10 protein-coding genes and 1 pseudogene are annotated in these 12,578 nt (G+C 47.7%); 7 read left to right on the forward strand and 4 right to left on the reverse strand.

The features are described from left to right. The first annotated feature begins 122 nt into the window (after positions 1-122). From JOY44_RS05710 to JOY44_RS05745, 7 genes and pseudogenes are all read left to right on the forward strand, one after another. Positions 123-635 (forward strand): response regulator, encoded by a 513-nt coding sequence (locus JOY44_RS05710; protein WP_203031941.1) that lies wholly within the window; start codon positions 123-125, stop codon positions 633-635. Between the two features lie 119 nt (positions 636-754). Beyond that, positions 755-1,869: pseudogene (locus JOY44_RS31295) on the forward strand (ISAs1 family transposase). Between the two features lie 998 nt (positions 1,870-2,867). Then, a complete protein-coding gene (locus tag JOY44_RS05725; RefSeq protein WP_197984990.1) occupies positions 2,868-3,611 on the forward strand; it encodes an energy-coupling factor ABC transporter permease in 744 nt (247 codons plus the stop codon). Positions 3,612-3,719: 108 nt separating this feature from the next. Next, complete coding sequence (locus JOY44_RS05730) at positions 3,720-4,076, forward strand: PDGLE domain-containing protein (RefSeq protein WP_171572717.1); 357 nt, start codon at positions 3,720-3,722, stop codon at positions 4,074-4,076. An 18-nt stretch (positions 4,077-4,094) separates the two neighbouring features. Then, positions 4,095-4,874, forward strand: a complete 780-nt coding sequence (cbiQ, locus tag JOY44_RS05735) for a cobalt ECF transporter T component CbiQ (protein ID WP_171572718.1) — start codon at positions 4,095-4,097, stop codon at positions 4,872-4,874. A gap of 21 nt (positions 4,875-4,895) precedes the next feature. After that, on the forward strand, positions 4,896-5,666 hold the full coding sequence (locus JOY44_RS05740) for an energy-coupling factor ABC transporter ATP-binding protein (protein WP_171572719.1): 771 nt from the start codon (positions 4,896-4,898) through the stop codon (positions 5,664-5,666). Positions 5,667-5,797: 131 nt separating this feature from the next. After that, entirely contained in the window at positions 5,798-8,638 is a 2,841-nt protein-coding gene (locus JOY44_RS05745) for a M16 family metallopeptidase (RefSeq protein ID WP_171572720.1), read from the forward strand. A gap of 10 nt (positions 8,639-8,648) precedes the next feature. Here JOY44_RS05745 and JOY44_RS05750 read toward each other — a convergent pair whose 3' ends face one another. The 4 genes from JOY44_RS05750 to JOY44_RS05765 form a co-directional block, all read right to left on the reverse strand. Then, positions 8,649-10,481, reverse strand: coding sequence for an adenylate/guanylate cyclase domain-containing protein (locus JOY44_RS05750; protein ID WP_197984991.1), 1,833 nt, complete (start codon positions 10,479-10,481; stop codon positions 8,649-8,651). Between the two features lie 6 nt (positions 10,482-10,487). Further along, positions 10,488-10,829, reverse strand: coding sequence for a slr1659 superfamily regulator (locus JOY44_RS05755; protein ID WP_171573723.1), 342 nt, complete (start codon positions 10,827-10,829; stop codon positions 10,488-10,490). A 51-nt stretch (positions 10,830-10,880) separates the two neighbouring features. Beyond that, the gene (locus JOY44_RS05760) at positions 10,881-11,471 is read right to left on the reverse strand and encodes a slr1658 superfamily regulator (RefSeq protein WP_171572721.1); all 591 of its coding nucleotides are present in this window, start codon (positions 11,469-11,471) and stop codon (positions 10,881-10,883) included. A 112-nt stretch (positions 11,472-11,583) separates the two neighbouring features. Beyond that, positions 11,584-12,456 (reverse strand): diguanylate cyclase, encoded by an 873-nt coding sequence (locus JOY44_RS05765; RefSeq protein ID WP_197984993.1) that lies wholly within the window; start codon positions 12,454-12,456, stop codon positions 11,584-11,586. Between the last annotated feature and the right edge of the window lie 122 nt (positions 12,457-12,578).

Raw genomic sequence — 12,578 nt, forward strand, 5'->3', positions numbered from 1 at the left:
TTAATCAATCAAATCAATCATGAACTTAGACATGAGCCTGTCAAAATTGTGAAACAAGTTGAAGTGTCTCATCCTATCGATTCTCATAGTTTTAACTCATGATTTGTTGATCCACTCGATTAATGAATTTCTTTGAGATATGCAGATTTCTTGCTTTCTCGTTGCAATTTACAAGTTCTACCAGAGGATTTCATGTGGATTTCCTTAATTGTTCGAGCCACAAAAATAGGCTACTCAAAGATATACAACTGTTGATTATAGATAACGATCGCGATAGTTTACGTCTCTACGCCACTTTGCTTGAGGAGTATGGCGCTAATGCTGTAACAGCAGTATCAATAGCAGAAGCCCTAGAATTGGTTGATTGGTTTCTTCCCGAAATTTTGATTTGCGAAATGAGATTTTGCGGTGAAAATATTGATACCCTACCGACCAAATTGAGTGAGATGGAAAAAAGTTCTGGAAACCGCATTCCCGCGATTGCTATTACCGCATGGATTACCGATAAATTTGCTCAAGTTTTAGACGCAAGTTTTGAAACCTACTTGCTGAAACCAGTTGATCTCGATATTTTGGTTTCCCAGATCGAAAGCTTGCTCCTACCTAGCAGAGCTACTTTTTCAAATCGGTGGTAATGGGGAGAACTAAAAAGTAATCACAACGTAGCGAATTTGAGGCAGGGTTATTTCATTCTAGACAGTAGGTGAGCATAGGGTCCAGAGTATGGAAGTCCATTCTCCCCCCTTTGATCGTGATGAGTACGCTTGCAATCGTAGAAGTATTTTCTCACCTACCCGACCCCCGCCGAGGCGCGGGCAGCCGTCATCAGTATGCCGTCTGTTTAGCCTTGTTTACCTTAGCGATCAGTGCAGGCTGTGGCGGATTTATCGCGATGGGAGATTGGTTAGAGGAATACCGTGAATCCCTGATTCTCCTGTTTGGGTCACCGAAACATGGACTACCATCCTATAGTACGATCCGTCGGGTGCTATTAACGCTGGACTATCAATCCTACGGAGCTTGTATCTCAGAGTTCTTCACAATAGAACCGAAAGCGGGAGAAACGATCGCTCTTGATGGTAAGGTCTTACGGGGTTCTTACCAGATTGAGACGAACGCGAGTACGACAGAATCTCATCCTGCGATTCAATTAGTCACGGCATACGTCGTGGAACGAGGACTGATCCTACCTCCCCAGCCCGTGGATTGCAAAAGTAATGAAATTAAAGCGATTCCGCCGATCTTAGAGCAACTGGCAAAACGCGGAGTGGTGTTTGCTTTCGACGCTTTGAACACTCAAAAAAAATATCTGCGCAAATCATCGACTCTGAAAACGACTATCTCGGCGCATTGAAAGGAAACCACGGCAATTTTTACGCTGCAATTACGGCACAATTTCAGTCCGAATCCCATATTAATTGCGTTGAAACGGGGCATGGTCGAGTCGAACGCCGAAGCGTCAGCTTGTGGAAGACCTGGGATGGGTTGCCCGGAGCAGAAGAATGGTCAGGATTACGAAGCATTATTCGAGTCAAGAGCTATCGGCACATCCTCAAGGGGCAATATATCTTGATTAAAAAGCCTGAAATCCGTTATTACATCAGTTCGTTAGACGAAACAGTCGAACAGTTTGGGCGACGGATACGGGATTACTGGCACGTTGAGAATAAAGTCCATCATGTGCGAGATGTGACTCAAGGCGAAGATGGTTCTAGAATCCGAGTCAGCGCACTACCTGTCCTATTTGCCACTGCCCGGAATCTAGCCCTCAACCTCTATCGGGATGCCGGAGAAACTAATATGGCACAGGCAAGGCGGAAAGCAGGTTATGGGCTGAAGTTGTTGAAGAAGCTATTTAGAATGAAATAACCCTGGAATTTGAGGTAAAGGAAATTAGTAACTTTTCAAATCAAAAGCCCTAAATCAAGAAGATTTGGGGCTTTTGTCAAAGTGGAATTTGAAGCTCTCTTTAAACTCTTCAATTGGTGTTTTGGGGAACTACCAAAGTTTGGGCAGAAGGAGTTTGTGAGTTGAGTGTGGGTGTGGAAATCCAAGAAAAGCAAAAAATCAACAGTAAAAAACCGAAAAGTGCCGCAGTCGTCTGCATGAAAAGAGGAAACTGAGATCTGTCTGCCACAGAAACCTCAACAATAGATGAGGGGGGTGTCAGGACTGGCTTCTCTCTAGTTACCTCTGCATACTTATAGCGTTTCCGGCTCCTGTGAGGTACAAACTAAAGGCTCAAACCCTTGCTCTCTATTATTCTGCCCGTACCTCATCCGACAGAAAACCGCTATAATCATCCTGAAAAGCCTTAATGCTTGAGATAACAAATTACAGCTTGAAAGCAAACCGTTGATAACGGTATAAGTTCTACAGAACCTACCCTAGGAAACATCAGGTGCGCTTATACCACACATTGCCTTTACTTTAAACACCGCAAAAATTGTAGCTTTTGATACTATTCTGGAGACGATCTGTTAGATGAACATGGTTTGCATGTAATTTCGGCATAGTAAACAGTTCTCCCCATTTTTACTGGATGCAATTTTTACTCGAAGCAAGAAGTGAATTCTGATGGATATAGCGGCTTTCTACACTCTGGGAGGCATGTTGCAGTTGTTGAATAATTCTTTCCTATCTCTTTATTGCAGCACCTTAAATAGAACAGTTTGATGTTTGATTTGGCTTCTGTACCGCACGCATTTTGATTGTAATGGTGTTTTTTTTAAGGAATGTCCTCAAATTCAACCCAAATATGGCAAAGATGCCCCGATGGAGGATTGAATTATTTGAAGAAGTCAGGTATTTAACTCCTACACCACGTAAATCTAATTCATTGATTTTGGGTAATAAAGGGTTAGATTATGACTGAAATTTTATCTGTAGGTATTAATTCTTTGCAGTTGGGAAGTAGGATGTTGCCTCTAGCGCTGCATGTTCCTGATGGTTTTTTGAGTCTGCCAATCACACTGATGGGTTGGGTGGTGGCGATCGCCCTAATTGCGGTTTGCTTGAAGCGCGCTCAATCTGAATATCAAGAGCGCACTGTGCCGTTAATGGGGGTTTGTGCGGCATTTATTTTTGCGGCACAGATGATTAACTTTCCAATTCCCGGTGGCACCTCTGGACATTTGCTAGGCGGCACACTGGCTGGAACGTTGCTCGGTCCTTGGGCTGGCTCTTTGGTCATGGCAGTGGTGTTTATCGTGCAGTCCTTTTTATTCCAAGATGGCGGCATCACGGTATTGGGGTTCAATATCTTTCTGATGGGATTGATTGGCACCTTCGGTGGTTACTGTTTATATGCAGCCATTCGTAAGACGCTAGGCTGGAACAGCTGGCGGGGGATTGGAACGGGTGCTGCTGTTGCTGGTTGGGCAAGTGTGGTCATTGCATCGGTGGTCTGTGCCTTCGCACTGGCGTTGTCTGAAACGGTGCCGTTGAGTGTAGCGCTGCCCGCTATGACGTTTTGGCACATGCTGATTGGGATCGGTGAAGCAGTGATCACGGTCGTTGCTCTTGGATTTATTTACCGAACTCGCCCCGATTTGATTTATAAAGCGCCCCGAACTGTGATCGCTCCTCGTCAAACAGCATCCCGCTTTTGAAGGTGAAAATCTAGTTTTAAGTTTTGAGTTGAAGTGTCAATTCGATGACTCAGGTTTGCTGAGCTGGCTGGTCAAAAATCCAAACTAAATTGAAAGAGGATTGATAGAGTGTCTAATTCATCTCGAAATAGAAATGTGACCTTTGCGTTGATTGGTCTGGGAATCGCCTTAGCGATCGCCACCTTCCTATCACCGTTTGCCAGTCAAAATCCAGATGGGTTGGATCGGGTCGCTCAGGATTACAAGTTTGACGAGAAAGCAGCGGAAGAACCCCCAGCAAAACAGCTACCGTTTTATCAAGTATTTGAAGAATATGCGGTTCGGGGCATGCCTGAAGCAGTAGCAACTCCCTTCGCAGGGATCATTGGCACATTGGCTGCGTTTGGTTTAGCCTGGGGAATTGGCAAAGTTGTTGTGCGGAACTCAGGCGTTCCACCGGAAGATGACAACATCTCCCAAGAGTAGGCAGCAAGAGAACAACCTATGCTGCTGCATATTGGTGCATTTCGGTTAGATGTTGATAGCGAACGGCGATCGCCTTGGCACGATTTGATTCCGTCTACACGAGTGCTTTGCACCGTGCTGATGATGTTTGCGATCGCGCTGACCCCAAATGGGCATTGGAAAACCTGGGCACTATACGGTCTTGGCATTGTCAGATTGGCGATTCTCAGCCGGGTGACGTTTAGTTCATTGGCAAAGCGGGTGGGAGTAGAGTTTAGCTTTATTGTGGTCGTGCTGCTGGGAACGCTGTTTCAGCGCGGCGGCGAGGTGATGTGGCAGTGGGGCTGGCTCCAAATCACCACGGTTGGGCTGACTACGCTTGGCAGTGTGGCGCTCAAAATGTTACTTTCCTTAACGATGATCAATATTTTGATTTTGACTACGCCCATTCCAGCGCTGCTACATGCGATCGTGACCCTGCGAGTGCCACCGCTGTTGGTGGCAATCATGGCATCAATGTATCGCTACATCGCGGTGCTAGCCGATGAGTTTCAATCCATGCGACGGGCGGCACTGTCGCGAAATTTAATGAACAGCCGCAAAGCCCAGCGCCAAGTCATCGGCAATATGTTTGGGTCATTGTTTATTCGCACCTATGATCGTGGAGAACGAGTGCATCAGGCGATGTTGGCACGGGGCTATACTGGGCTGGTTCCTCTGACAGAAATACCGAAAGGCAATTGGCGAGATGGAGTCGCAATTACCCTAGTGGCAGCTTTTGCGATCGCGGGGCAACTGTTCTATATCCAAGGTCGCTAGCGATCTCGATATCCCTAAACCATGCATCACAATCCGATTACGATTGAAAACCTGAGCTATGCTTACCCCGATGGCACGGAAGCGCTGTACCAGATTGATTTATCGATTCATGCAACGGAGCGCGTTGCTTTGGTGGGAGCCAACGGTTCCGGTAAGTCTACCTTGCTTCAGCATTTCAACGGATTGATTATTCCGCAACAGGGGACAGTGGTGGTGGGGGAACTGGCGATCGCGCCTCACACCCTCACCAAAATCCGCAATTTTGTCGGTTTGGTTTTTCAAAATCCAGATGATCAACTCTTCATGCCGACCGTCTGGGAAGACATCACCTTTGGACCGATGAATCAGGGCTTGCGAGGTGGTTGTCTGGCGGATCGTGCTGTTGCTGCCATGCAATCCGTAGGGCTAGACCCTGACAAGTACAGTGGGCGCAGTGCGAACAACCTATCCGGGGGGGAAAAGAAACGGGTGGCAATCGCGGGCGTGCTGGCAATGCAACCTCAAATTTTGATCCTTGATGAACCCTCTGCTCAGCTAGACCCTCGCTCCCGGCGGCAATTGATTCACCTGCTCGATAGTTTGCCGTTGACCCAACTGATCGCCACCCATGATCTAGATTTAGCCTTGGAACTGTGCGATCGCACAATCGTGCTAAATCACGGGCAAATTGTTTACGATGGTCAAACGGAACAAATCATGAGCAATGCAGACCTTTTAGAAGAATATGCTCTAGAAATGCCGCTCAGCTACAGCCGCCCTTATTGTTTATTGGAGCACGCTCCAGCGGCATAGAATCGTGATGCAGTTGGTAAGTATTTCAAGAAAGTCGCACATTAAATAGAGTTTTTAATTGAGCCGTGCGTCCCTAGTTTGCCCTATCATCCTAACCACCCCGCCCTTCTATTGGAACGCTATCAACTCCTATGCGCCGTCACCGCTTCCTCAGCTTTTTGTTTATCGGATGTTTGGCGATCGCCCTCTTCGCTGGATCGTCTGCTTCCTCCCAAATCGTTACAACGGTTGCTCCAACCCAGCCTCAAATCGCCCAATCACCTGCTAGCTCTCAGACTGGTTTAACCCAGCCCCCTTCAAAAGCGGCAACCGATTTATCGCTGACTGCTGGAGTTCGCAAAACTGTTTTAGACAATGGCTTAACGGTGCTGACAAAGGAAGTTCACACCTCACCAGTTGTTTCTGTGCAGGTTTGGTATCGAGTGGGATCACGCAACGAAGCCCCTGGGGTGAATGGTATTGCTCACCAGCTAGAACACCTGCTGTTTAAGGGCACTCAGTCGCGTCCAATTCAATTTGGTCGTTTTTTTAGCGCCTTAGGCAGCGACTCGAATGCTTTTACCAGCTACGACATGACGGCTTACTATGGCACCGTTGAACAAGACAAATTGGAGGCGCTGCTGGTTTTAGAAGCCGATCGCATGAAGAATTCTATCATCAGTGAAAAAGAGCTTGCTAGCGAAAAGCGCGTGGTAATTTCGGAACTGCAAGGCAATGAAAACAGTCCGAGCTATCGCCTGGGTCGGGCTGTGATGCGATCAGCGTTTCCCACTAGTCCCTATGGCTTACCCGTTGGTGGCACGAAAGCCGATGTGGAGAAATTCACCGTTGATCAGGTGCGCTACTACTACAACAATTTCTATCGTCCTGATAATGCCACGTTAGTTGTGGTGGGCGACTTCCAAACCGATGCCTTGCTGAAACAAGTGCAAGAGAGTTTTGGCAAGATCTCTAAAGCGATCGCGCCTCTGCCCAAAGATCCCCTGTCTGCAAAACCTGATAAAGCGGCATTACAGTCTCCAGCATCAGCACCGATTATCTTGAAAGAACCAGGAAGTGCGCCGCTGCTAAATGCTGTCTATCCCTTGCCGAACACGCTGCATCCTGATGTAGCTGCTATTCAAGTGATGGATTACATTCTCACTGGAGGGCGCAGTTCCCGGATTCACCAGGCCTTGGTAGAAACCGGATTGGCAAGCGATGCGGGCGGTGGAGCGGCTAATTTAATTTCCGGCGGCTGGTATGAATTGTCAGCTACGGCGGCTCCGGGCAAGGATTTACAGGAGATCGATCGGGCATTGCAGCAGGTACTTGCTGATTTGCGGGATCAAGGGGTGACTCAAGAGGAATTGACGCGGGCGAAGGCACAGTTGAAAGCCTCGTTGATATTGCGAAATCGGGATATTGCCAGCCAAGCAAATTTGTTAGGTGATAATCAAATTTCCACGGGCGACTACCGCTTTACAGATAAGCTGCTAGCCGCGATCGCCACGGTTACCCCTGCTGACGTGCAGCGAGTTGCTAAAACCTATCTAGCGACTGCAAACCGCACTGTAGGATTTTTTGAACCCACTACTGCCGATGGTAAACCAGGCGCTAGCCCTGATAATTCCTCTCAAACCTCTGAGAAATTTAGCCCCGGTGCGCCTGTAGACCCTGCCGAATTGGCGAAATACCTGCCGCCCACCAGAACCACCACTCAGCAGCCAACGCAAGCGCTCCCCGAAAAGCTGATCCTCAAAAATGGGGTACAAGTTCTGCTGGTACGAGATCGTAGCACCCCAACTGTTTCTTTAAGCGGGCATGTTGCCGCTGGCACCGTTCGAGATCAGGCTGCCACTGCTGGCTTGGCGACCTTGACCGCCAACAACTTGATGAACGGCACCCAAACAAAAGATGCCTTGGCGATCGCCAAAACCCTAGAAAATCGCGGTGCCAGTTTAGACTTTGGTGCCAGCCGAGAAGGAGTTTCCATTAGCGGAGAGGCTTTATCCACTGATTTGCCCACTCTGGTACAAATTACGGCAGATGTACTGAGAAATGCCAGTTTCCCCAAAAATGAACTGGAACTCAGTCGTCAACGCGCCCTCAGCGGACTCAAACTAGAATTAGATACCCCGTCCCGATTGGCACGACGTGCTTTTCAACAAGCAATTTATCCTGCGAATCATCCATTTCACACTTTTCCGACCGCAGCCAGTTTGCAGGCGATTACGCGAGAGGATATAGTTCGTTTTCATCAGCAGTATTACCGCCCTGAGGCCACTGTGTTAACCATTGTGGGCGACTTTGATCTCGTAGCGGTGCGTGCCTTGCTGACGCGCGAATTTGGCAGTTGGGCAGAGGCTGGCAACCTTTCTCAAGTTACTTTTCCAGTGGTGCCTCTGCCCGACAAAACGGTGCGGCTCATGCCTACGCTGCCAGGGAAAACCCAGTCGATCACCTACATGGGCTATAACGCGATCGATCGCAGAGATCCCCGCTACTACAGCGCGTTGGTGTTCAACCAGATTTTGGGCGGTGATACGCTTTCCAGTCGGCTGGGTACTGAAATTCGCGATCGCCAGGGCTTGACCTATGGCATCTACAGCGGTTTTCAGGCAGGGCAAACCCCTGGACCGTTCTTGATTTCTATGCAAACTGCGCCCGAAGATGCAGATCGGGCGATCGCCAGCACTATTAGTCTGCTTCAACAAATCCGTAAAGAGGGAGTGACCGCCGAAGAAGTCGCTAACGCCAAGCGATCGCTGACTAGCTCCTATTCTGTGGAGTTGGCTTCACCCAATAATCTGGCATCCACTATTCTCTCAAATGCTGTTTATGGCTTGCCGCTCAGCGCAATTCGCACTTACACCGCCACTATTAACGCCATTACACCTGCTCAAGTGAATGCTTTGATTGAGGAGATTTTACAGCCTGATCGCCTGGTGATTGTCACGGCTGGACCGAATGCCTCAAGCCCACAGAAGTGACCTTCAGACATTAGCCCTTCTTGCTCAGTAGCCAGTAGGTCGTCATGTCGCCCTTACCTTTAATTGCGACTGATCCCCGTCGCTCAAAGTTGTATCCATTCTTCAAACGATTGTAAACGGCGTCGGTTACTTGAATCCGCTCCGGTTCGCCCTGAGATTCCATGCGGCTAGCAACATTGACGGTATCGCCCCAAAGGTCATAGGTAAACCGCCGAATACCAATCACGCCCGCAATAACAGGTCCAGTATGAATGCCAATCCGGAGGCTGAGGGGACGACCATCTTGAACCCTAATTTTGGTAATTTCATGCTGCATGTCGAGCGCAATGTCCGCGATCGCCCTTACATGATCGGCTCTGGGAATGGGTAGCCCAGCCACCACCATGTAAGCATCGCCAATGGTTTTAATCTTTTCTAACTGATGATGATCTGCCAGTTGATCGAACTTGGAAAAAACGCTGTTAAGTAACTCCACCAGTTCATTAGGTGAAATGCTGGTTGAGAGTTCGGTAAAGCCCACTAAATCGGCGAATAATACGGTTGCTTCAGTAAAGCTGTCAGCAATGATTTTTTGTCCTCGTTTGAGGCGTTCGGCGATCGCTTGAGGCAACACGTTGAGCAAGAGTCGCTCAGACTTTAACCGCTGTCGGCGCAGTTCTTCCTCGGTAGACTTGCGATCGGTAATGTCGCGCACACTGCCCTCGTAGTGAAGCAGCGTACCAGCATCATCTCGAACGGTGTGCATATTTTCAGAAATCCAGATAATGCTGCCATCTTTGCGATACACCTCAGACTCAAACACAGTCACCGATTCAAGCTGACGCACGAAGGCAATTATTTCTTCTCGGCGGCGGGGCTGCACATAGACCTGTGCGCCAATGTCGATAATGCTGACGACTAAGTCTGACGGCGAGTCGTAACCATACATTTTGGCAAGGGCAGGATTGACGTTGAGATATTGCCCAGTCAAAGTCGTTTGAAAGATCCCTTCTGCGGCATCTTCAAAAATCTTGCGATATTTCTCTTCTGCGGCGACTAGAGCGGTGGTGCGTCGTTCCACCCGCTGTTCCAATTCTTTTGCTTGCTGCCGGAGTTGGGCTTGAGATCGACGTAGCGCCTTCTCGGCTAGTTTGCGGACAACTCTGTCGCGCTTCGCTTCGTTGATGTCATATAACGTCGTTAGCAATGTTTGTTGTCCGGCTAGTGTCATCGGATGCACTGATGCAGAGACCCAAATTGTGCCCTCTGCGATCGTCCGAATTTTCATTTCATAATTGCAAACGCTGCCCTGTTCTTCAAATAGCGTCCAAAGGATTGCAGCATCGTTTGGATCAGCAAAAAACTCTTTTAACTGATGCCCCGTCAAGGCTTGTGGATCAATGCCAAACCGCCGACTAGAAATAGAGTTGGCATACACGATCGCCCCATCCAACGTTTGGGTCAGGATCATCAAAATCGGAGTGGATTCCGAAATCGCTCGAAACAGCTCTTCGCTTTGGCGCATGGTTTTCACCGCCTGGGTGTAAAGCTGATACTCCACCATGTCACCATGTTCAGCGGTTGCCTTGAGTATTAGTTCTAGGTCAGCTTTGTCTCTAGCAACGGTTTCTAAAATACTTTGCAACGTGGATTGCGCCAGTCTGCGCTCGGCGATTTCTATTTGAAGCTGCTGATTCGCCTGACGAAGCTCAGCTTCTACGGTATCACCGTGTTCTGTAATAGTTTGCACAGCAATTTCCAGGTCGCCGTTAGTGCGCTGAAGTCGGGCAATTTCTTGACGGAGATGCTCAACCTCTGTCAAGGAAAAGCTTTGTTGGCTCTTAGCTGGACTTGCTTCTGCCATCGCATCCTATTGAAATTCAAGTTTTAGGCTCGGCATCAGCCGCTGCAAGTTTTTAAGTGATTTAGTTTGCCAAAGAGTTTTCTCTGATCCTTGAAAAGCTAAATTCACAGTACCTTTATCGCGTGCTTTTACTACAAACATCGACAACATACTAATTCCGGAGCTGTTTAAAAATTCCAGTTCACGCAAGTTAATCGTGAAGTTGGGAGAGGCTTCAATTGCGTTTAATAAAATATCCATGACGGGTTGATAGGCTTCCATGCCGTCTAGCCGTAGCAAACCCTGGAAAAAAACGGTAGCAGATTCTGGCTCATACCGAATCGTGTAATCGTCCGTCTTGATGTGCACCGTTACAACTCCCCATTTCGTCCAAAACAACTTGCTACTTTTGACAATTGTTTACACATTCAAATAAGCCATCACATCAACTTTAACCACATTCGGCATTGATTCAAGCGTTTGAAATTGCCATCCAAATTGAGCAGAGTAATCATTCATCATGGTTAAAACTCCCATGCTAGAACCGCCTTCACCCGTGGCTGTTCTCTCTAGCTGGGTCATGTAAAACTCATCCAAATCGGAAGTCAATAAGACTTGGACGAAGGCTTGATACTTCTCTGCGCTCGCAGAATCGGCAAAGTTAATCACGTGAAAAATAATTTGACGCTCATACAAATGCAGTGAAATGCTGACAGGTAGACCTGTTGAATCATCATTGTACTTTACGGCATTCTCCAGAAGCTCATTTGCGACATAGCTTACAGCAGCTTTTACAGAATCTCGCTGATTAATTTTGCTGTCTGGCAGCGTGTCACCTGGGAAGAATGCTGCAAAGTAATCTCCTAAAAAATCGGCGGATAGCCCATAGTTACGCCACCGCTGTTTACGAGCAGCGGCAGTGGGGGAGAAGTTGAGGGTGAGATATTCCTGAGAGGATGGAACCTGCTGGATGAAGTCTCCAAAGGTTTGAACAACACTGGCTTGAGTCATGACTACCTTGAGCGAGTTCGGCGGAGTAGAGTGTCTCGGAAAGGCAAAGCCTGAGAATCTTAGCAGAGAATTGCTGACCTAATAGAGTGCCCTAATTGCTAAGAGGAAATACTCATTGTCTTAGCGTTGTTTTTGAACTGAAAATGATGCGATCGCGCCCTTGTTGTTTTGCCAGATAAAGATATTGGTCTGCTTCGTCTAGCAGCTTACTAAAAGATTGTTCCAGAGTTGGAATACTGCTGGCAATACCGATGCTCAGAGTCAGGTACTTGCTAACAGAAGATTTTTCATGAAGGATTTTTAAATCCGAGATCTCAGCTTGCACCCGTCCGGCGACTTCCATTGCTCCTTCGATAGTCGTTTGCGGCAAGATAGCGGCAAATTCTTCGCCGCCATAGCGGGCAATCAAGTCACTTGGGCGATGGGCGCATCCATTTAGCACTTGGGCGACTTGTTTTAGGCAATCGTCTCCGGCTAAATGCCCATAGGTATCGTTAAATTGCTTGAAGTGATCTATGTCAAACAGGATGAGGCAAATAGGCGATCGCTCCCGCGTCATTTGCTTCCATTGATGCTCTAAATGTTCATCAAAACGGCGACGGTTGGGAATTTGGGTCAGCCCATCAATGCTGGCAATTTTGTTCATCTCCGATAGTTTCAGCGACCATTGAGTATCCATAATGTCGCCATGTTCCATGATGGTTTGCACCACAATTTCTAAATCAGCTTTTCGTTTAGAAATGGCTTCCATCAATGCTTGCAAGGTTATTTCTGTGCGTCGCCGCACTTCAACTTCTACCTGAAGCCTCTGGTTTGCTTCTTGTAGTTGGGCTTCAATACAATCTCCATGCTCTGCTGTGGTTGAGAGAGCAATAGAGAGATCTTCACGCTCGCGCTTTAATCGCTCAACATCTTCGCGGAGACGTTGAATTTGCTCCATAAGGTGCAAGGCTTCACTTTCTGAGAATTGACAAGATTCAGACATGCGGCCGAACTCAGTTGAAGAATGTAGGCTCAGGTTGACTACCATCAACTTAAAATATGGAAATAAACGAAAATGCCCAACTTGGACATGGAAAAAAGCCCCTAAATTTTCTAAAAAATAAC

It is taken from the genome of Leptolyngbya sp. Cla-17 (assembly GCF_016807185.1).
In the GTDB taxonomy this organism is placed as follows: domain Bacteria; phylum Cyanobacteriota; class Cyanobacteriia; order Leptolyngbyales; family Leptolyngbyaceae; genus ULC077BIN1.

What these genes read in the sequence shown, in the direction of transcription:
- JOY44_RS05740 (WP_171572719.1), top strand. Translation starts at nt 4,896, where the DNA reads ATGCATCACAATCCGATTACGATTGAAAACCTGAGCTATGCTTACCCC.
- cbiQ (WP_171572718.1), top strand. Translation starts at nt 4,095, where the DNA reads ATGCTGCTGCATATTGGTGCATTTCGGTTAGATGTTGATAGCGAACGG.
- JOY44_RS05750 (WP_197984991.1), bottom strand. Translation starts at nt 10,481, where the DNA reads ATGGCAGAAGCAAGTCCAGCTAAGAGCCAACAAAGCTTTTCCTTGACA.
- JOY44_RS05760 (WP_171572721.1), bottom strand. Translation starts at nt 11,471, where the DNA reads ATGACTCAAGCCAGTGTTGTTCAAACCTTTGGAGACTTCATCCAGCAG.
- JOY44_RS05725 (WP_197984990.1), top strand. Translation starts at nt 2,868, where the DNA reads ATGACTGAAATTTTATCTGTAGGTATTAATTCTTTGCAGTTGGGAAGT.
- JOY44_RS05710 (WP_203031941.1), top strand. Translation starts at nt 123, where the DNA reads ATGAATTTCTTTGAGATATGCAGATTTCTTGCTTTCTCGTTGCAATTT.
- JOY44_RS05765 (WP_197984993.1), bottom strand. Translation starts at nt 12,456, where the DNA reads ATGTCTGAATCTTGTCAATTCTCAGAAAGTGAAGCCTTGCACCTTATG.
- JOY44_RS05745 (WP_171572720.1), top strand. Translation starts at nt 5,798, where the DNA reads ATGCGCCGTCACCGCTTCCTCAGCTTTTTGTTTATCGGATGTTTGGCG.